We start from the raw sequence: 20,404 nt of genomic DNA on the forward strand, positions 1-20,404 counted from the left end.
GAGAGGAGAGCCATGAACGTTCTTGTCATCAATGCTGGTAGCTCGTCGCTCAAGTATCAGCTCCTCGACGTCGACACGCGCGAGGTCTACGCGAAGGGCAACTGCGAGCGCATCGGCATCGACGGCTCCTTCGTCGGCCATCAGGAGATGGGCGGGGAGAAGCAGAAGCTCGAGGTCGCGCTTCCCGACCACAAGACGGCCATCCGGTACGTCTTCGACATCCTCAAGACCGTCGACAAGCCCATCGGGGGCATCGGCCACCGCGTGGTCCAGGGCGGCTGGTACTTCCCCAAGTCCGCCGTCGTGACCGACGAGACGCTCGCCTGGGTCCGCGAGGTCGCCCCCCTCGCGCCGCTTCACAACTACGCCGAGGCCGACGTCATCGAGATCTGCCGTGAGATGTTCCCCGAGCTCGGCAACGTCATCGTGCCCGACACCGCCTTCCACTACAACATGCCCGAGCACGCCTGGCGCTACGCCCTTCCGCGCGACGTCGTGGACGCCTACCACGTCCGCAAGTACGGCGCCCACGGCACGAGCCACCGCTTCATCTGGCGCACCGTCCATGAGCTCATGGGCGAGAAGACCCACAAGCTCGTGAGCTGCCACCTCGGCTCCGGCGCGTCTCTGTGCGCCATCGAGGACGGGCAGTGCATGGACACGACGATGGGCCTCACGCCGCTCGACGGCCTCATCATGGGCACCCGCTGCGGCACGCTCGACCCGGCCACGGTCTTCTACCTCAACCGCGTCGCCGACATGAGCATCGACGACATCGACACCATGATGAACAAGCAGTCCGGCCTCCTCGCCGTCTCCGGCGTCTCCTCCGACTCCCGCGACATCGAGGAGGGCGCGCACGGCGGCGACAAGAACTGCGAGATGGCGCTCGAGATGTTCTACTACCGCACCGCGCAGCTCTTCGCGGAGATGGCCGCCTCCATGGAGGGCGTGGACACCATGGCCTTCACCGCCGGAATCGGCGAGAACTCCGACGAGATGCGCGCCGGCGTGGCCGCGCGCCTTGCGTGGATGGGCGTCAAGCTCGACCCGGAGCTCAACAAGGTCCGCTCCGACGAGCCGCGCGTGATCTCCACGCCCGACTCCGCCATCACGGTCCTGGTGGTTCCCACCAACGAGGAGTACATGATCGCCCTCGACGTTCAGGAGCTGCTCGGCTAGTTCTTCTCGATGTCCTGCAAGGGGGCTCGGGCACCGCCCGGGCCCCCTTTTGATGGGCCTGACAATGGTTAGCTCTTGATTAAAGGGTGGCGGCGCACGGAATAGAAATCCTAGCTCGGTGGGTACAATTAGGGGGTCACAACGGCCACTTACGGAAAGGAATCCACCATGGCCCTCGATGACCTCATGATCAACCGTCGCCAGGCCCTCGGCCTCGGCGCCGCCGCCCTTGCCTCCCTGGGCCTCGCCGCCTGCGACTCCTCCGACGCCCCCGCTCCCGCCCCCGGCGGCGAGGAGGCCTCCGAGGAGACCCAGATCGACGCGGAGGCCTACGACGCCCTGATCGCCGCGGGCTCCGTCGCCACCGACGAGCAGATCGCCGCCTCGATGTGGGCGAGCAAGGTCAAGGAGGAGGGCACCCTGCGCGTCGGCGGCGTCCAGACGTCCATGCTCTTCAGCCTCCTCAACGAGAAGGACGGGAAGACCCGCGGCTTTGACGCCGGCCTCTCCCAGCTCCTCACGCGCTACGTCCTCGGCGACGAGTCCAAGCAGGAGATCACGCAGGTGACCTCTGACACCCGCGAGTCCGTCCTTCAGAACGACCAGGTCGACGCCGTCTTTGCCACCTACTCGATCAACGACGACCGCAAGAAGGTCATCTCCTTCGCCGGCCCCTACTACACCACCCAGCAGTCTATCCTCGTCATGGCGGACAACACCGACATCAACTCCATCGAGGACCTCGCCGGCAGGAACGTGGCCGCCCAGTCCGGCTCCACGGGCCCGGGCATCCTCGAGGAGGTCGCGCCCGAGGCCAAGGTCCAGGAGTTCAAGACGGACGAGGAGGCGAGGAGCGCCCTCTCGCAGGGCCGCGTCGACGCCTACGTCATCGACACCACCATGCAGATGGGCTCGATGACGCGCAACCCCGGTCGCTACCGCCTCGCCGGCGAGCCCTTTGGCCCGGTGGACGCCTACGGCATCGGCCTGCCGCTCGACTCCGACGGCGTCGCCTTTGTGAACGACTGGCTCAGGTCGATCGAGGACGAGGGCGTCTGGGAGGACCTCTGGAAGATCTGCATCGGCGACCGCGCCGGCATCGAGGAGGTCCCCGCCCCGCCCGCGATCGAGGCGTGATGATGGGCGCGCGTCCCCGCTCGCCGGAGGAGGAAGCATGGGGCTGAGCGAGCTTCTTGGGACCTACGGCCAGAACTATCTTGACGGCCTTCTGACCACGTGGGGGATGACGGCCGTCTCCTTCGTCTTCGTGATGGCGCTCGCCGTGCTCGTCACCGTGATGCGCGTGTCGCCCCTCGCGCCTCTGCGCGCGGCGGGCGACCTCTACGTGCAGGTGTTCCGCAACATCCCGGGCGTGGCCCTGCTCATCATCATCGCCTACGCGCTGCCGAGCCTACGGGTCGTCCTCGAGTGGCGTACCTGCGTGATCGTGACCACCATCCTTCTGGGGTCGGCCTTTGGCTCGGAGAACTTCATGAGCGGCATCAACACCATCAGCGTCGGGCAGATCGAGGCGGCCCGCTCGCTCGGGCTCACCTTTGGCCAGATCCTGCGGCGCGTGGTGATTCCGCAGGCGCTGCGGACCACGGTGCTTCCCATGACGAACCTCCTCATCGCGGTCATGCTCACCACGGCGCTTGGCTCGCAGGTGCCGCTTGACCCGCAGGAGCTCACCGGCGTCGTCTCCTACGTCAACACGCGCTCCACGGGCGGCATCCTCGCGTTTCTCATCTCGGCGCTTGGGTATGCCCTGACCGCCTTTGTCATCAGCTTCGTGGGCAACCGCGTCGACCGGAGGGTGAGGATCCTACGATGAGTGCCAGAGCAGTCTCCGCACCCTCCGTGCGCGACGCCCTCTTCGAGGCGCCCGGCCCCCGCATGAGGCGAAAGATCGTCGTAGGCACGGCGGTCTCCGCCCTCCTCGTGGCCCTGGGGCTTGCCGTCGTCGTTCGGCAGTTCTACGTCACCGGCCAGCTCGACGCGCGCTACTGGTCGTTCTTCCTTGAGTGGACCACCTGGCGCTTCCTGGCCCAGGGCTTCGTCGGCACCCTCGAGGTGGCCCTCACGGCGGGCGCCATCGCGCTCGTGCTCGGCCTGGTCCTCATGCTGGGCCGGACGAGCGGCGTGCGGCCGCTCTCGGCCGTCTGCCGCGTGGTCACCGACTTCTTCCGCGGGGTCCCGAGCCTCCTGCTCATCTACTTCTTCTTCCTGGTGGTCCCGCAGTACGGCGTCAAGATGCCCGCCTTCTGGATGCTCACGCTCCCGGTGGCGCTGGCCGCCGCGGGCGTGCTCGCGGAGGTCTTTCGCGCGGGCGTGAACGCGGTGCCCAAGGGCCAGGTCGAGGCGGCGCTCTCCCTTGGCCTCTCGCCCGCCCGCACCATGTTCAAGATCGTGCTCCCGCAGGCGGTGCGCTACGTCATCCCCTCGCTCATCGCGCAGCTCGTCGTGGTGGTCAAGGACACGACGGTCGCCTACGTGGTGAGCTATCCCGACCTCATGCAGAACGCCCGCGTCCTCATCACGAGCTATGACGCGCTCGTCTCCATGTACCTCGTCATCGCGCTCATCTACATCCTTATCAACTACGCCATCAACAAGGCCTCGGTCTACGTTGCCCAGAGGACCGGCGTCAAGATCATCCGCTAGAAAGGACGGAGCCCATGAGCCAGAGAACAACCGAGGGGTCCCGTTCCGGCGAGACCCCGGTCATTGAGCTTCGTCACGTCGAGAAGCACTTCGGAGACCTTCACGTTCTGCGTGACGTGAGCCTGTCCGTCCATCGCGGCGAGGTCGTCGTGGTGATCGGACCCTCAGGCTCCGGTAAGTCCACGATGTGCCGTGCCATCAACCGCCTTGAGACCATCGACTCCGGCGAGATCCTCATCGAGGGCGAGCCCCTGCCCCAGGAGGGCCGCGAGCTCGCCCGCATGCGGGCCGAGCTCGGCATGGTCTTTCAGCAGTTCAACCTCTTCTCGCACATGAGCGTCCTCGACAACGTCACCCTGGGGCCGCGCGACGTCCTTGGGCTCAGCCGCGAGGAGGCCGAGTCCCGCGCGATGGAGCTTCTCGCCCGCGTGGGCGTGGCCGAGCAGGCCCACAAGGTCCCGGCGCAGCTCTCCGGAGGCCAGCAGCAGCGCGCCGCGATCGCCCGCTCCCTGGCCATGCGCCCCAAGGCCATGATGTTCGACGAGCCCACCTCGGCGCTCGACCCCGAGATGATCAACGAGGTCCTCGACGTCATGGTGGAGCTCGCCCGCGGCGGCATGACGATGGTCGTGGTCACGCACGAGATGAGCTTCGCCCGGCGCGTAGCCGACCGCGTGGTCTTCATGGCCGACGGCCAGATCATGGAGGAGGGCGCGCCTGACGCCTTCTTCGACCATCCTCGGACCCAGCGCGCCCGGGACTTCCTCGACTCCATCAGGGGGCACTAGACATGGCAAAGCGCAACGAGCGACCCCTCGTCCTTATCGCCCCGCGTCTCACGGAGCTGCCCCGCAGCATCTGCATGCCCGAGCCCCTCGCCCCCGAGGAGGCGATCGCGGACTGCTTCGTCGACGCCATCATGGCGGCGGGCGGCGTGCCGCTGCTCATGGCCCTCACCGATGACGACGCCGTGCTCGATTGCTATCTCGGCCTGGCCGACGGCGTGGCGATTCCCGGCGGCCAGGACGTCGACCCGCGGCTCTGGGGCGACGAGCGTCCCTACGACCAGGCGCTCCTGTGCCCCCCGCGCGACGCCTTCGAGGTGCGCCTTGTCCGTCGGGCTCTCGAGCTTGACCTCCCGCTCTTCACCACCTGCCGCGGGACCCAGGTCATGAACGTCGCCCTTGGCGGGAGCCTCTGCATGAACGTGGCCGGCCTTGAGCCGCGCGAGGGGATGGCCCTCTGGCGCCACCAGGCCGTCCTTCACGATCCCGTGCACCCGGTCGAGGTGGAGGAGGGGAGCCTCCTCTGGAGCGCGGTGGGCGGGTCCGCGCTCGTGCAGGCAAACTCGAGTCACCACTGCTGCGTGGAGCGGCTCGGCGAGGGCGTGCGGCTCTGCGGCCGGGCGACCGACGGCGTGCCCGAGGCGATCGAGGTCGAGGGGCATCGCTTCGCGCTCGGCGTCCAGTGGCACCCCGAGTACACCTGGCGCACGGTGGCGTCCGACCTCGCGCTCTGGCGCGCCTTCGTCGAGGCCTGCGCCCAGACGTGCTGACGGCACGGCGGACTGGCCCCCGAGCGGGCCTTCCGGCCGCGGTTGTGCGCCGCGGTTACGTACACTTTCGCCGGTTACGTACGCCAAATCCGGTTACGTACACTCCGGCTCGTTACGTACAAGCCATGCCAGCCTGTTTACCTGCAGAGACGAAGACCTTGACCGCTGAGGCGGCGCCATTTCGTGTACGTAACCGGCATAAGTGTACGTAACCGGATTTGGTGTACGTAGCCGGTGGGGATGCACGTACCCGGCGAGAGCGCGGCCGCGGCGGGCGGCAGGCGAGAAGGACCTCGCGGCGTGCGGTCGCCCTAGCGGGCGAGGTAGTGGTAGGCGATGCGCGGCGTCCCGTCGTCGCAGGTGATGACGCCCCGTCGGACGAAGCCCGCCCGCTCGAGGACGCGGCGCATGGGAGCGTTGTCCTCATGGGTGTCCGCACGGACGTTGTCGTGCTCGGAGCAGAGAAACGCGAGCAGCGCGCCGCCGACGCCACGGCCCGGTGTGGCCACGGCGAGGCGGTGCATGACCCAGTAGGGGTCGTCCGAGAGCCAGGGCGCGCCCTCGATGGCGGCGTAGGTGCGGTCCGGCCCGGACATGACGCTCATGCAGGCAACGGGGCCCGACCCCTCGTCCCACACCCAGAGCCAGCCGCCGGCAAGGTCGCGCTCCGCGCTCGTCCTCCCGGGGTAGCCGCCCGTCCATTGGGTCATGTTGCCCTGCGCCCGCATGAAGGCGCGCGCCGCGTCGTAGATGGCGCAGACGGCGTCGAGGTCGTCTGCGGTCGCGAGCCTAATCGGCGACATCCTAGAAGGGCCTCATGGTGAAGGACCGCTCGCAGGATGCGCCGGGCGCGAGCGTGATGGTGCCGCGCTTCTCCTCGAAGACGTCCGACTCGTCATGGGCGGTCGCGCAGCCCACCCAGGGCTCCACGGCGACGAAGGGCGCCTCGGCGCTCGCCGTCCAGACCCCGAGGTAGTCAAAGCCGTTAAAGGAGAGCTCCACGCCGTGCCCGGCCGGCCCGCAAAGCGTGGCCCGGCGCTCGGGGACGTCAAGAAGAACCACGGTGAGCAGCCGCTCGAAAAGCTCGTGCGAGAGCGGCAGGCGGTCGGAGTCGCGCATCACCTCGGTCATGTGCTGGAAGTCCTGGAGGCCGTCGGCGTCGATCGCGGGCACCTCGGCGGTCCAGGGACGCGCGAAGACGAGCTCGTAGTCGTCGAAGGCCTCCCCCTCGCAGCCGGGCGCGGGAACGTTGAACGCGGGGTGGCCGCCCAGCGTGAAGGGAAGGTCGACCGAGCCGGTGTTGGTGACGGCGAAGGTCTGGCGAAGCGCGCCGGCCTCGATCGCGTAGGTCATGTTGAGGGTGAAGTCGAAGGGATAGGCGGAACGGGTCTCCTCGCTCGAGCGGAGCTCGTAGGTGATGCTCGACTCGGTCCTGGCCACGAGCTCGTGCTCGAAGAGGCGCGCGATGCCGTGGCGGCCGAGCGTGACCTCGCCCTGCGCCGAGCTCGCTCGCCCGCCCCTGAGGCATCCGACGATGGGGAAGAGGACGGGGGCGCGACGCGGCCAGAAGGCCGGGTCCCCCTGCCAGAGGTACTCGGCGCCTCCGAGCGTGAGGCTCATGAGCTGAGCGCCGGCGGAGTCGACGGTGGCGGCAAGGGTGCCGTCCGAGATGCTGGTGAGCTCCGACATGTTTCTCCTATCTCCAAATCCCAGATACTCATAATCTTAGCCCACATCCAAACCACATCGTCACTCTCGCACGTGAACGGACAAGATACTCCGATGAGCGGCGGCGCAATATGAAATTGGTTCGGTCTTTGTTAACTTTGGCCGAGCCCGCGGCTGTTTGGGGAACAATCTAGTGGGCGCGCAAGGCCGCGCCGAACGGTTGTCTGTCACATCGCGGCGGCCCGTCCGCCCGGAGGAGGTTGGCATGATCATCGAGGAACTGCAGCGCTACGGCATTGCCCACACGGAGGAGAAGACCGTCATCGACGCGTCCCCGGCCGTCCTTATCGAGACCGCCGTCGAGCGTGGCGAGGGCGAGCTCACGAGCACCGGCTCCCTCTCCGTCATCACCGGGCAGTACACCGGTCGCTCGCCCAAGGACCGCTTCATCGTGGACACGCCCGACGTCCACGACAAGATCGCCTGGGGCAGCGTCAACGTGCCCTTCTCCGTTGAGAGCTACCAGAAGATCAAGAGCGAGGTCATCGGCCACCTCTCCGAGCGTCGTCTCTTCGTGGTGCACGGCCTTGCCGGCGCCGACCGGCGCTACTCCCGCAAGATTTGCGCCGTCTGCGAGCTTGCGAGCCAGGCGCTCTTCGTCCACCAGATGCTCGTGCGCCCGGACGAGAAGGAGCTGCGCGACTTCGGCGAGGCCGACTTCGTCGTGATGGCCGCGCCCACGCTCAAGCTCGACCCCGAGGTCCACGGCACCCACTCCGAGGCCGCCGTCCTCATCAACTTCCAGGAGAAGACGATCCTCGTGGTGGGCACCCAGTACTCCGGCGAGATCAAGAAGTCGATCTTCTCGGTCATGAACTACCTCCTGCCCGTTGAGGACCACGTGCTCCCCATGCACTGCTCCTGCAACATGAACCCGCGCTCCCACGGCACCACGGTCTTCTTTGGCCTCTCCGGCACCGGCAAGACCACGCTCTCGGCCGCCGAGGACCGCCTGCTCATCGGCGACGACGAGCACGGCTGGGCCGAGGACAAGGTCTTCAACATCGAGGGCGGCTGCTACGCCAAGACCATCGACATCACGCCCGAGACGGAGCCCCAGATCTGGAACGCCATCCGCTTTGGCTCCATGTGCGAGAACGTGGTGATCGACGACGACACGCGCGTGGCCGACTACTTTGACACCTCGCTCACCGAGAACGGCCGCGTCGCCTACCCCGTCGAGTTCGTGCCGGGCGCCGTTGCCAAGGGCCGCGCCAAGCGCACCCCCGACGTCGTGATCTTCCTCACGGCCGACGCCTTCGGCGTGCTGCCCCCGATCTCCAAGCTCGATCGCGACGCCGCCATGTACCACTTCATGACCGGCTTCACCTCCAAGGTCGCCGGCACCGAGCGCGGCATCAAGGAGCCCCAGCCCACGTTCTCCTCGCTCTTTGGCGAGCCGTTCATGCCGCTTGACCCCAACGTCTACGCCCAGATGCTCGGCGAGAAGATCGACGCCGGCGGCGTGCGCGTCTACCTCATCAACACCGGCTGGACCGGCGGACCCTACGGCACCGGCAAGCGCATGAAGCTCTCCTACACCCGCAAGATGGTCGAGGCGGCGCAGTCCGGCATCATCGACGACTGCGAGTTCGTCCACGACGAGCGCTTCAACCTCGACGTGCCCACCACCTGCCCGGGCGTGCCCTCCGAGCTCCTCAACGCCCGCAACACCTGGGAGGACCGCACGGCCTACGACGAGATGGCCGAGAAGCTCGCCCAGATGTTCGTCGACAACGCCGAGAAGCGCCTCAAGACGATGGCCCCCGAGGTCCGCGCCGCCGGCCCCAAGCCCATCATGGGGAAGTAGGGAGAGCTATAACCTGCGACGGCGGACGCCGGCCCACGCGGCCTGGGTCCGCCCTGTCGCGCACCATCACCTAAGAGCACGAAGCCCCGGGCGGAAAGCCCGGGGCTTCGCGCGTTGCCGTGTTTGGAAGGAGGACCCCGTCCGCAGAACGGACCTGTGCCCACCGGGACAAACGGGGCGTTAACAAGAAGGCCCGGCAGCTCGAGCTGCCGGGCCAACGTTGCGCTTTATTTCTTTCCCAGCGCCCCGAGCGCTACTCGGCCATCTGGGCCTGGACGGACGTGATGGCGACGACGCCCACGATGTCGTCGGCGGAGCAGCCGCGGGAGAGGTCGTTCACCGGCTTGGCGATGCCCTGGAGGATGGGGCCGTAGGCCTCGGCACGACCAAAGCGCTGGACGAGCTTGTAGCCGATGTTGCCGCACTCGAGGTTGGGGAAGACGAGCACGTTGGCCTTGCCCGCCACCTGGCTCTCAGGGGCCTTGAGCGCGGCCACCTCGGGCACGATCGCGGCGTCGAGCTGAAGGTCGCCGTCGATGGCGAGCTCCGGCGCCTTCTCCTTGGCAAACTTGGTCGCCTCCTGGACCTTCTTGGCGGTGTCGCCGCCGGCCGAGCCCATCGTGGAGTAGGAGAGCATGGCGACCCTGGGCTCAACGCCGTCCATGAACGTGCTGAAAGAGTTGGCCGAGGCGATGGCGATCTCGGAGAGCTCGTCGGAGGTCGGCGCGATGTTAAGGCCGCAGTCCGCAAAGACGAGCGTGCCGTTGACGCCGAACTCCGGGGTCTGGGTGCACATGACCATGAAGGCCGAGACGAGCTTGGTGCCCGGTGCCGTCTTGAGGATCTGGAGCGCGGGGCGCAGCGTGTTGGCGGTGGAGTGGCAGGCGCCGGAAACCAGGCCATCGGCGTCGCCCATCTTGACCATCATGGTGCCGTAGTAGGTGGCGTCCATCATCTGCGCGCGGGCCTGCTCGATGGTCACGCCCTTCTTGGCGCGCAGCTCCGCGAACTTCTGCGCGTAGGCCTCGTGCCTGGGGGCGGTGGGCGAGGTCGGGTCGATCACGGTCACGCCCTCGACGTCGATCTTGGCCGGGTCGCCCAGGATGACGAGGTCGGCCAGGTCCTCGGCCACGATCTTGCGCGCGGCCTCGATGGTGCGCGGGTCCTCGCCCTCGGGCAGGACGATCGTCTTCTTGTAGGCCTTCGCGGCGGCCTTCATCCGGTCAAGAAACTCGCTCATCTTTTCCTCTCGATTCTTCCGAAACCGCAACATTGCCCGGCGCCCGGCCCTGCTTTTGTGCCCATACGGCGGGAGAGGGGCTCCACACGGGACCATTATAGGGCCGAGGTGCTAGAATCGTTCGCACGAATGGGCGAGCGCACGCTCTTCTCGCCCGCGCCGCCGTGGCGGCCCCTGTTGGATCATCGAGAGGACGCGTATGGGTATCGAGAACGGACTGCCTGCAGGCTTCAACCCGGAGTGCTATGACGCCATCGTCGTGGGCGCGGGCTATGCGGGGGCGGTCTGCGCCCGCCGCCTCGCCGAGACGTGCGGCTTCAAGGTCGCCATCCTCGAGCGCCGCGACCACATCGCCGGCAACGCCTACGACTACACCGACGAGGCCGGCATTCTCGTGCACAAGTACGGCCCCCACATCTACCACACCATGAGCGAGCGCGTGAACCAGTTCCTCTCGCGCTTCACCGAGTGGACCGACTACCAGCACAAGGTGCTCGCCAACATCCACGGCACGCTCATGCCGGTGCCCTTCAACCACCACTCCCTCAAGCTCGCCTTTGGCGAGGAGAAGGGCGAGCGCCTCTACCAGAAGCTCGTGGCCACCTTCGGCGAGAACAAGAAGGTCCCCATCATGGAGCTTCGCGAGAAGAACGACCCGGAGCTCGCTGAGGTCGCCGACTACGTCTTCGAGAACGTCTTCCTCCACTACACCATGAAGCAGTGGGGCCAGACCCCGGACCAGATCAACCCCGCCATTACCGGCCGCGTCCCCGTCTTCGTGGGAGACGACGACCGCTACTTCCCCGGCGCCCGCTTCCAGGGCATGCCGGCCGAGGGGTACACGGCGCTCTTCGAGCACATGCTCGAGCACGACCTCATCTCCGTCTTCCTGAACGTCGACGCCCGCGACATCCTGCGCGTGAGCGAGACGAGCGTGTCTGTCTGCGGCCGTCCCTACGGCGGCGAGGTCATCTATACCGGCCCCCTCGACGAGCTCTTCGGGCTCGACCTCGGCGCGCTGCCGTACCGCACGCTCGACATGGTCTTCGAGACCCTCGACGTCGACCAGTTCCAGCCCGTGGGCACGGTGAACTACACCACGAGCGAGGACTTCACCCGCATCACCGAGTTCAAGAACATGACGGGCCAGGTGGTGCCGGGCAGGACCACCATCATGAAGGAGTACTCCAAGGCCTTCACGCCCGGCTCCGACGAGACCCCCTACTACGCAATCATCGAGGACGAGAACCTCGAGCTCTATCGCCGCTACCGCGAGCGCGTCTCCGGCCTCGTGAACTTCCACTGCGTGGGCCGTCTCGCTGAGTACCGCTACTACGACATGGACGGCGTCGTGGCCTCCGCGCTCGAGCTGTCCGACGAGATCATCTCCCAGCACAACTAGCCAAGCACCTCATCTGCGGGCGGGCCGTCGCGGCCCGCCCGCTTGGCACGAAGGGCCCTTGATGAAGAAGACCGTCACGTTTGGCATTCCCTGCTACAACTCGGCCGCGTACATGGACCACTGCGTCTCCTCAATCCTCGAGGGAACGGGCTATGCCGACGACGTCCAGATCATCATCGTGGACGATGGCTCCACCAAGGACGAGACGCCGGCCAAGGCCGACGAGTGGGAGGCGCGCTACCCCTCGATCGTGAAGGCCGTCCACCAGGAGAACGGCGGCCATGGCGCCGCGGTCATGCAGGCCGTCTCGCACGCCGAGGGCGTCTACTTCAAGAACATCGACTCGGACGACTGGGTCGACGCCGACGCCGTGCGAGAGCTCCTCGAGACGCTCCGCCGCTTCATCTCCCTCGGCGAGCGCGTGGACCTTGTCATCACCAACTACGTCTACGAGCACGTCGAGGACGACACGCGCAACGTCGTGGACTATCGCCACGTGCTGCCGCGCGGCCGCGTCTTCGACTGGTCTGACATCGGGCACTTCATGATGTGGCAGTACCTGCTCATGCACGCCCTCACGTACCGCGTCGACGTCCTGCGCGCGGCCAACCTCCAGATGCCCCCGCACACCTTCTACGTAGACAACATCTACGCCTACGTGCCGTTCCCCAAGTGCCACAGCATCTATTACCTCGACGCCGACGTCTACCGCTACTTCATCGGGCGCGAGGACCAGTCCGTGAACGACCGCGTGCTCACGAGCCGCATCGACCACTACTGGCGCGTCGCGCGCATCATGATGCACGCCTATCACGTCTACGACGAGATCGGCGTGGCCAAGCTCCGCAGCTACATGATGAACTACTTCACCATCATCATGGCGATCTGCTCGGTCTTCTCGAAGAAGAGCGACCGGCCCGACGCGATGGACGAGCTGCAGAAGCTCTGGGACGAGCTCAAGGCCTACGACAGGCGCATGTACCGGCGCGCCCGACACGGCGTGGTGGGGCTTGCCACGAACCTGCCCGGCACGGTGGGCCGCGCCCTCACGCTGGCGGGCTATCGCGCCGCGCAGAAGCTAGTGAAGTTCAACTAGCGACTATCCCGTAGGGAAGCGCCCCCGCCCCCCTCGTCCCGCTCACTGCGCTTTGCGCAGAAGTCGCTGGACGAGAGGGGCGGGGGCGCTTCAGGTTGCGACGCCGTCTCACACCGCCGGGGACTTTACTGCCAGGAGGTTGTGCGGGGGCTAGAGGTCGCGGGCGGCGGGGTAGCCGTAGGCGCTCGTCGCGCAGAGCGCGCCGTCGACGATGGCGCGGCCAAGGGCGCGCGTGGCGAGGGCGCCGACCGTGTCGACGGGAGCCTCGACCGCTCCGGTGGCCATGACGAAGACGGTGTCGCCGTCGTTTGTCGTGTGGGTGGGGGAGATGGCGTGGGCGTAGGCGTCCGATGCCATCTGAGCGACCTTGGTGGCCTGCGCCTTGGTGAGCCGGGCGTTGGTGACGACGCACGAGATCGTGGTGTTGGTGCGCTCGAGCGGCATCTGCGCCGCACCCTCGACCAGCGCCTCGACGCTGCTCGCGAGGGCGCGCCCGCCCTCTGCGAGGAGGCCGGCGACAGGAAGCCCGGTGTCAGGGTCGCGGACGTCGCCGCAGGCGTTCACGGCCGCGACGGCGGCGCAGACGAGCTCTCCCGCCCGTTCGACGTCCTCGCCGAGGCCGCCCTTCATGGCGCGCCCGGGACCGGCGAGCTTGCCCACGGTGGCCCCCGTGCCGGCGCCCACGTTGCCGCGGGCGAGGGGGGCGCCCGGCCGGTCGAGCGCGGCGCACGTGGCGGCGCGGCCGTCCTCGGCGGTCGGCCTCACGCCTGCCTCCCCGCAGGCCAGGTCGAACAGGCACGCGCCCGACACGATGGGCACGCGCGCGACGCCCACGTCGAGGCCAACGCCGCGCCGCTCGAGCTCCTCCGCGACGCCGCATGCCGCCGCGAGTCCAAAGGCGCTTCCGCCCGAGAGGACGACGGCGTGGAGGACCTCCACGGTCTCCTCGGGTCGCAGGAGGTCCGTCTCGCGCGTGGCCGGGGCGCCTCCCCGGACGTCCACGGCGCCCGTGCAGCCCGCGGGGCAGCAGATGACCGTGCAGCCCGTGCCGGCCGCCTCGTTGGTGGCGTGGCCTGCAAAGACGCCGGGAATCTGGGTAACGCTCTCAACGGGGTTTTTCTCGCCCGGGCGATCGGTGACGGTGGGGAGGCTAGGCATGGGGACCTCCGATCCTGATGGCGTTTGCGACGAGGTCGCCGCGGTCCGGTGCCAGGGCCGAGAGCTCGCGGACGAGTCGGGCGACGGGCAGTCCGACGACGTTGGCGTAGTCGCCGGCGATGCCACGCACGAGCAGGCGCCCCGTCCCCTGGATGCCGTAGGCGCCCGCCTTGTCGCACGGCTCGCCCGTGGCGACATAGGCCCTGACCTGGTCCTCAGTGAGCTCCCAGAAGGTGACGTCGGTGGTCTCCACGAAGGAGGCCTCCGCCTGCCGGCAGGCACCCTCCCCGAGCAGGAGCGCGCACACGCCCGTTGAGACGTGGTGGGTGCGCCCGGAGAGCGAGCGCAGCATCGCCGCCGCGTCCTCGTCGTCCACGGGCTTGCCGAGCGCCTCGTCGCCCATCCAGACGATCGTGTCGGCCGCAACGAGCAGGCCGTCTGCGGGCGCGCGGTCGAGCGTGGCGCGCACGGCCTCGGCCTTCTCGCGGGCGAGGCGCCCCACGAGCTCGACGGGGGTCTCGCCGGGCGTGCGCGTCTCGTCGATGTCGGCGGGGACGACCTCGAGCGCAAAGCCGGCCTGGGCGAGGAGCTCGCGGCGCCGGGGCGACTGCGAGGCAAGTATCATGGTCCCTCCCTATAGAAAAAAGGCGGGAGCCGGAGCGGCTCCCGCCAGGCGTGCGATGACGTGCGCCGAGCTACTCGACCACGATGGCGGAGACGGGGCAGTTGTCCGCAGCCTCCTGGGCGGCGTCCTCGGCGTCCTCGGGAACGTCCTCCTCGATGGCAACGGCAACGCCGTCGTCGGAGATGGAGAAGACGTCAGGGCAGGTGCCCTCGCAGAGCCCGCAGCCGATGCACTCCTCGTTAACGGTAGCCTTCATGTTGATTCCTCTCTCTTGCCTGGGCCCCCTGCCCAAGTTCATTCTGTTTTTACACGTTTCGCGCCTGGCGCGCAACCGTCACGGCTATACGGTCCAAATTGGCATACGCCCGCCTTGAGCTGCGGGTTTATTCCTAGCGTCGATGGGGGATTTCGCAGCGGGAAACACCGCGCCGACGCCGGCGCGCGTCTGGGCGCAGGGCGCGTTTCTCGCAAACTCGCTCGATGTCACGATTCTGGGCGGAAAAGCGTGACTTCCGATGAGCTTGAGGGGCAAGCTCGCTCAAAGTATCGCTTTTTCGGACGAAGCGTGACTTCTGGTGAGCTAACCAGAGCAGCTCACACAAAGTCATGGAACTGGCGCCCAGGGCGTGACTTTGTGTGAGCTAGCGAGAATAGCTCGCGCAAAGTCACGAAATCGACCGCCGAGGCGTGACTATGCGCGAGCTTGTGGTGCTGACTCACACAAACTCACGGAACGGGCGCCCATAACGTGACTTAGAGCGAGCTGGCGAGAAGCGCGGCGGGGAGTGCGCCTACGCGCGCTCGAGCAGCGTCACCGTCTCCACGTGGAAGGTCTGCGGGAAGAGGTCCACGGGCGTGACGCGAACGGGGCGGAACGTGCCGGCCTCGGCAAAGCGCGCGAGGTCGCGCGCGAGCGTCGCCGGGTCGCAGCTCACGTAGGCGATCGCGCGTGCGGGCTGCTCGGAGAGGCGGCGCACCACGTCCGCGGCGAGCCCCGCGCGCGGCGGGTCCACCACGATGACGTCGGCGTCGGTGTCGGGGAACTCGCGGCCCGCGTCGCCGCCGATGGGGTCCACGTTGTCGAGGCCGGCCTTCTCGAGGTTGCGGCGCAGGTCGCGAACAGCGGGCCCGTAGGACTCGACGGCGCTCACGAACCCCGCGTGCCGCGCGAGCGGCAGCGTGAAGGTGCCCGCGCCGCAGTAGAGGTCCATCGCCTCCTCGTGGGGCTCCGGGCGCAGCGCCTCGAGCACGAGCTCCACGAGCTTCTCGGCCCCCTTGGTGTTCACCTGGAAGAACGAGGGGGCGGACACGCGCATGCGCTCGTCGCCCACGGCCTCGCCCCAGGACCCTGCGCCCGAGAGGCACTCGACGCCCGCGATCTTGCGGGCCTTGGCGGGGCCCTTCTGCATGACGCGCACCACGGAGGTGGGGCGCAGCGCGTCGGCGAGGACCTTGGCGACCTGGGCGCGCGGGAAGGGGCCCGGCCGGTCCCAGAGAGCTACCTCGAGCTCCTTGGTCCGGCGCGAGACGCGGATTCCCACCCGCTCGAGCTCGAGCCCGTGGCCGTTGGCGATGAAGGAGAGCGCGCCGGCGACGGACCTCACCGCACCCGCGTGCGCCTTGTCGAGCAGCATGCAGCTCTTGACGCGCACGACGTCCCCCTCGCCCGCGCCGTGCATGCCCAGGGCGAGCCTGTCCCCCGTGCGGGCCACGGCGAGCTCCACCTTGTTGCGGTAGCCCCAGGGCTCGCTCGGGGAGACGATGGGGGCAACGAGCCCCTCGGCCGTCTCGGCGCCCAGCCGCCCGATGCGCGCGAGCGCGTCGACGACCCCCGCGCGCTTGGCGCTCGCCTGCGCGGGGTAGGAGAGCGCCGCCCAGGGGCAGCCCCCGCAGACGGAGGCGAAGGGGCAGGGGGGCGTCACGCGGTCGGGCGAGGCGAGAAGGACCTCGCTCGCGCGCGCGTGCGCCCAGCGCTCCTCCTCGCGGTCAACGACGGCGCGGACGCGGTCGCCGGCGACGGCGCCGCTCACGAAGACGGTCTTGCCGTCGGCGTCGCGCCCGACCGCGTCGGGCCCGTAGGACATGCGCTCGACGTCGACCTCGACCTCGCGCCCGATCACCGGCCGTCACCCCCGAAGAGGGCGCCGAACGCCTGGCCAAAGAGATCGAGAGCGCGGGCGATCCGGCCGCGACGGTCGGATGTCGGGGCGGGCGCGGGCCTCGTGGGGGCAGCGGCCGCCCCGGCAGGGGAGACGGGAGCGTCCGTCGGCTCCTCGCCGGCGACGCCTGCGGCCCGAGGGGCCCCGGACGTCCCGGCCTGGCCGTCGGGCGCCGGCGCGCCCTCGTTCTTCTCGCCCGTAGGCTCGCTCGGCTCGGCAGGGGCGGGCGGCTCGACGCTCGCGAGGTCGGGGGCCGCCTCGGGCTCGGGGGCGGGCCGGTCCTCGTGCCGCGCGGCGGCGCGCTCGGACTCGGCGGCGCGGGCGCGCTCGTAGGCCTCGCGCAGGAGCACCTCCTGGCAGTTGATGCGCGGCGCGTCGTCGGGGGGGTCGAGGGGGACCCAGGTCCCCTCGGCGGTGAGCTGGCGCGCCTTCACGTTGTCGGAGAGCTGGAGGCGGATGAAGTGGCGGACGATCTCGGAGCACGCGGGGTCGCGCACGGGGTAGGCGATCTCCACGCGGCGCTCCGTGTTTCTCGTCATCATGTCGGCGCTCGAGAGGTAGATCGTGTCCATGTACTCGCCGAAGGCGTAGATGCGCGCGTGCTCGAGGAAGCGGCCGGCGATCTGGCGCACGACGAGCCCGTCGGTCCTGCCGGGGACGCCGGCCTTGATGCAGCAGATGCCGCGCACGATCATGACGACCTTGACGCCGGCCTCGCAGGCCTCGGAGATCTTGTCGATGACGTCGCGGTCGGTGAGGGAGTTCATCTTGAGGAAGACGCGCGCCGGGGCGCCCTCGCGGGCGCGGGAGATCTCGCGGTCAAGGCCGCGCATCACGAGCGGCTTCAGGCTCACGGGCGCCACGCCAAGGTGGCGGTAGGTGCCGCGGAGGTTGCCGAGGGAGAGGTTGCGGAAGAAGGTGTTGCCGTCCGCGCCGATTCCCTCGTCGGCCGTGAGCAGCATGAAGTCGGAGTAGAGCTTGGCCGTCTTCTCGTTGAAGTTGCCCGTGCCGAGGCACGTGATCCGGCTGATGCCGTCGCGGTCGTGATAGGTGATCTGGCAGATCTTGGAGTGGCACTTGAAGCCCTCGGAGCCGTAGATGACGGTGCACCCGGCGTCCTCGAGGCGCTCGGCCCAGGCGATGTTGTTGGCCTCGTCAAAGCGGGCGCGCAGCTCCATGAGGACGGTCACGTCCTTGCCCGCCTCGGCGGCCGAGATGAGGCTCTCGCAGAGGTGCGAGCTCTTGGCGACGCGGTAGAGCGTGATCTTGATGGAGATGCAGGCGTCGTCGGCCGAGGCCTCGCGCACGAGGCGCAGGAGCGGCGTCATGGACTCGTACGGGTAGGTGAGCAGGACGTCGTGGTCCTCGACCTGGCCGCGCATGGGGCGCGAGAGGTCGACCATGGGCGAGATCTGCGGCTCGAAGGGCCTGAAGACGCAGCTCGAGTGCACGTGGTCGGGGATGTGGGACTCGAGCCCGTAGACGTAGCCCAGCCCGATCGGGCGCGAGAAGCGGAAGATGCGGCGCGGCTCCAGGGAGAGCTCGTCGGCGATGAGCCCCTCGAGCGTCTTGCCGAGCTTGCCGCGGATCTCAAGGCGCACGGGCTGGAGGCGCTGGCGGAGCTTGAGGACCTTCTTCATGTGCTGGCGGTAGTCCTCCTCCTCCTCGACGCCCTCGCCGTCCGGGTCGATGTCGGCGTTGCGCGTGACGCGCAGGACGGCCGAGCGCTTGGGGACGTACTCGCCGAAGCACTGGTCGAGGCAGGTCTCGAGCACGTCCTCGAGGAGCGTGTAGCGCCAGGCCTTGGGCGAGGAGGGCAGCGGCACCACGCGCTGCTCGGTGGCGGGGACCTCGATGATGCCGAGCAGGCCCGACTCGTCCTCGCCGTCGAGCGAGCACGCCACGAAGAGCCGGCCGTTCCTCAGGTTGGGGAAGGGGTGGCGCGGGTCCACGATGAGGGGGGAGATGATGGGGGCCAGGCGCCGGTCGAAGTGGCGCTCCACGGCGGCGCGGTCCGCGTCGGTGTAGTCGGCAGGGGAGACGCGCTGGAGCCCGCACTGGGCGAGCGCGGCCTCGACCTCGGCGAGCGCGCGCTCGTGGCGCTCCGCGAGGGGAGGCAGCGCCTCGAAGATGGCGTCGAGCTGCTCGGCGGGCGTCTCGTTGGACTTGTTGTCCTTGGGCTGGTTCTTGAGGGAGGCGAGGTCGGAGAGGCCGCCCACGCGGATCATGAACCACTCGTCCATGTTGGACTCGACGATCTCGCAGAACTTGAGGCGCTCGAAGATCGGCACGGCCGGGTCGTAGGCCTCGTCGAGGATGCGGTCGTCAAAGCGCAGCCAGCTGATCTCTCGGTTCTGGGTGTAGGAGAAGTCGCGCTCGGGGGCCTTGGCGCCCTTTTCGCCCCTCTCCGCCCTGGGGCCCTTCTCGAGCCTCTCGTTCTTCTCGCCCGCGGCCTTTGCCATCGTATTTCCCTTCGCTCGGGCCCCTCTCGGGGCCGCATCTAACCGTGTACCATCATAGCTCAGGCGGGGTACGGCCACGGTGCCTCGACTGCGTTATCGTTGTGCAAAGAAATCGCGTTTGGGACACGTCTGAAGGGAGACCGCCATGACCCCCTGCCTCTCCGGTCGCAGCTTCCTCAAGCTCCTCGACTTCACGCCCGAGGAGATCCGCCACCTCATCGACCTCTCGGCCGAGCTCAAGGCCAAGAAGCGCGCGGGGGAGCCCCACCGCTACCTGGAGGGCAAGAACGTCGCCCTCATCTTTGAGAAGACCTCCACGCGCACGCGCTGCGCCTTTGAGGTGGGCGCGGCGGACCTCGGCATGCACGCGGTCTACCTGGACCCCTCGGCCTCCCAGATCGGCAAGAAGGAGTCCATCGCGGACACCGCGCGCGTGCTGGGGCGCATGTTCGACGGCATCGAGTACCGCGGCTTCGGCCAGGAGCGCGTGGAAGAGCTCGCGGAGTGCGCGGGCGTGCCCGTGTGGAACGGCCTCACCACCGAGTTCCACCCCACGCAGATGCTCGCCGACGTCCTCACGATGGAGGAGGAGTTCGGCCGCGACGGCATGCGCGGGCGCAAGGTGACCTTCATGGGCGACGCGGGCAACAACGTGGGCAACTCGCTCATGGTCGTGTGCGCCAAGATGGGCATCGACTTCTGCGCGTGCGGGCCGGCCGAGCAGATGCCCTCGGCGGAGCTCGTGGAGACGTGCCGCGCGATCGCGGCTGAGACCGGCTCCGCGATCGCCCTCACGGACGACGTGGCCGAGGGCGCGCGCGGCGCGAGCGTCATCTACACCGACATCTGGGTCTCCATGGGCGAGTCGGCCGACCTCTGGGGCGAGCGCATCCGCCTGCTCTCCCCCTACCAGGTGAACGCCGAGCTCATGGCCATGGCCGAGCCTGACGCGATCTTCATGCACTGCCTGCCGAGCTTCCACGACCGCAACACCACGGTCGGCGAGGAGGTCTACCAGAAGTTCGGCCTCGCGGAGCTCGAGGTGACCGACGAGGTCTTCGAGGGGCCGCGCTCGCGCGTCTTTGAGGAGGCCGAGAACCGCCTGCACTCGATCAAGGCCGTGATGCTCGCCACGCTGCGCTAGCAGGCGGCGGGGCCGCGCGCGGAGGGCTCCCGCGGAGGGCGGGGCCGCTGATGTGCGCGAGAGAGTTCCATATATTGCGCCGAGTGCGGGGGCTCCACATATTGCGCCGAGTGCGCGCCGAGGACGGTCTGTCGGCGCGCACTCGGCGCGAATTGTGTCCGGACGGACAAGATATTTGT

18 protein-coding genes are annotated in these 20,404 nt (G+C 68.4%); 10 read left to right on the plus strand and 8 right to left on the minus strand.

Annotated elements, in window-relative coordinates:
* Positions 1-12 precede the first annotated feature (12 nt).
* From B5F84_RS04525 to B5F84_RS04550, 6 genes are all read left to right on the plus strand, one after another.
* Complete coding sequence (locus tag B5F84_RS04525; protein WP_087321326.1) at positions 13-1,182, plus strand: acetate kinase; 1,170 nt, start codon at positions 13-15, stop codon at positions 1,180-1,182.
* 168 nt (positions 1,183-1,350) lie between these two features.
* Positions 1,351-2,319: a glutamate ABC transporter substrate-binding protein gene (locus B5F84_RS04530; protein ID WP_087321328.1), complete on the plus strand. Its 969-nt coding sequence runs from the start codon at positions 1,351-1,353 to the stop codon at positions 2,317-2,319.
* Positions 2,320-2,356: 37 nt separating this feature from the next.
* On the plus strand, positions 2,357-3,016 hold the full coding sequence (locus B5F84_RS04535; RefSeq protein ID WP_087321330.1) for an amino acid ABC transporter permease: 660 nt from the start codon (positions 2,357-2,359) through the stop codon (positions 3,014-3,016).
* Entirely contained in the window at positions 3,013-3,846 is an 834-nt protein-coding gene (locus tag B5F84_RS04540; protein WP_087321331.1) for an amino acid ABC transporter permease, read from the plus strand. Before B5F84_RS04535 ends, B5F84_RS04540 begins: the two co-directional genes overlap by 4 nt.
* 14 nt (positions 3,847-3,860) lie before the next feature.
* Positions 3,861-4,634, plus strand: coding sequence for an amino acid ABC transporter ATP-binding protein (locus tag B5F84_RS04545; protein ID WP_087321334.1), 774 nt, complete (start codon positions 3,861-3,863; stop codon positions 4,632-4,634).
* Between the two features lie 2 nt (positions 4,635-4,636).
* Positions 4,637-5,401, plus strand: a complete 765-nt coding sequence (locus B5F84_RS04550; RefSeq protein ID WP_087321335.1) for a gamma-glutamyl-gamma-aminobutyrate hydrolase family protein — start codon at positions 4,637-4,639, stop codon at positions 5,399-5,401.
* A 311-nt stretch (positions 5,402-5,712) separates the two neighbouring features.
* Here B5F84_RS04550 and B5F84_RS04555 read toward each other — a convergent pair whose 3' ends face one another.
* Complete coding sequence (locus B5F84_RS04555) at positions 5,713-6,204, minus strand: GNAT family N-acetyltransferase (protein ID WP_087321337.1); 492 nt, start codon at positions 6,202-6,204, stop codon at positions 5,713-5,715.
* Position 6,205: 1 nt separating this feature from the next.
* Positions 6,206-7,090: an aldose 1-epimerase family protein gene (locus tag B5F84_RS04560; RefSeq protein WP_087321339.1), complete on the minus strand. Its 885-nt coding sequence runs from the start codon at positions 7,088-7,090 to the stop codon at positions 6,206-6,208.
* Positions 7,091-7,334: 244 nt separating this feature from the next.
* Between B5F84_RS04560 and pckA the strand changes: the two genes are divergently transcribed.
* Positions 7,335-8,939, plus strand: a complete 1,605-nt coding sequence (pckA, locus tag B5F84_RS04565; RefSeq protein WP_204205503.1) for a phosphoenolpyruvate carboxykinase (ATP) — start codon at positions 7,335-7,337, stop codon at positions 8,937-8,939.
* A gap of 253 nt (positions 8,940-9,192) precedes the next feature.
* On the opposite strand, the gene pta is transcribed toward pckA, so the two are convergent.
* Complete coding sequence (gene pta / locus B5F84_RS04570; protein ID WP_087321341.1) at positions 9,193-10,179, minus strand: phosphate acetyltransferase; 987 nt, start codon at positions 10,177-10,179, stop codon at positions 9,193-9,195.
* A 199-nt stretch (positions 10,180-10,378) separates the two neighbouring features.
* On the opposite strand from pta, the gene glf reads away from it, so the two are divergent.
* The gene (gene glf, locus B5F84_RS04575; protein ID WP_087321343.1) at positions 10,379-11,581 is read left to right on the plus strand and encodes a UDP-galactopyranose mutase; all 1,203 of its coding nucleotides are present in this window, start codon (positions 10,379-10,381) and stop codon (positions 11,579-11,581) included.
* Between the two features lie 61 nt (positions 11,582-11,642).
* Positions 11,643-12,677 carry a glycosyltransferase family 2 protein gene (locus B5F84_RS04580; protein ID WP_087321345.1) on the plus strand — a complete coding sequence of 345 codons (1,035 nt, stop codon included), beginning with the start codon at positions 11,643-11,645 and terminating at the stop codon, positions 12,675-12,677.
* 150 nt (positions 12,678-12,827) lie between these two features.
* Here B5F84_RS04580 and B5F84_RS04585 read toward each other — a convergent pair whose 3' ends face one another.
* The 5 genes from B5F84_RS04585 to ppk1 form a co-directional block, all read right to left on the minus strand.
* A complete protein-coding gene (locus B5F84_RS04585; RefSeq protein ID WP_087321348.1) occupies positions 12,828-13,835 on the minus strand; it encodes a P1 family peptidase in 1,008 nt (335 codons plus the stop codon).
* A complete protein-coding gene (locus B5F84_RS04590; protein WP_087321349.1) occupies positions 13,828-14,460 on the minus strand; it encodes a Maf family protein in 633 nt (210 codons plus the stop codon). Before B5F84_RS04590 ends, B5F84_RS04585 begins: the two co-directional genes overlap by 8 nt.
* Before the next feature lie 70 nt (positions 14,461-14,530).
* Positions 14,531-14,716: a ferredoxin gene (locus tag B5F84_RS04595; protein WP_087225315.1), complete on the minus strand. Its 186-nt coding sequence runs from the start codon at positions 14,714-14,716 to the stop codon at positions 14,531-14,533.
* 535 nt (positions 14,717-15,251) lie between these two features.
* Positions 15,252-16,580 carry a 23S rRNA (uracil(1939)-C(5))-methyltransferase RlmD gene (gene rlmD / locus B5F84_RS04600; protein ID WP_255375234.1) on the minus strand — a complete coding sequence of 443 codons (1,329 nt, stop codon included), beginning with the start codon at positions 16,578-16,580 and terminating at the stop codon, positions 15,252-15,254.
* Entirely contained in the window at positions 16,577-19,081 is a 2,505-nt protein-coding gene (gene ppk1 / locus B5F84_RS04605) for a polyphosphate kinase 1 (protein WP_087321351.1), read from the minus strand. The genes rlmD and ppk1 overlap by 4 nt, the downstream gene beginning before the upstream one ends.
* Before the next feature lie 145 nt (positions 19,082-19,226).
* On the opposite strand from ppk1, the gene argF reads away from it, so the two are divergent.
* Positions 19,227-20,225, plus strand: a complete 999-nt coding sequence (gene argF / locus B5F84_RS04610; protein ID WP_087321353.1) for an ornithine carbamoyltransferase — start codon at positions 19,227-19,229, stop codon at positions 20,223-20,225.
* Positions 20,226-20,404 lie beyond the last annotated feature (179 nt).

Origin of the sequence: Olsenella sp. An290 (assembly GCF_002159535.1) — a bacterium.
Classification (GTDB): Bacteria; Actinomycetota; Coriobacteriia; order Coriobacteriales; family Atopobiaceae; genus Thermophilibacter.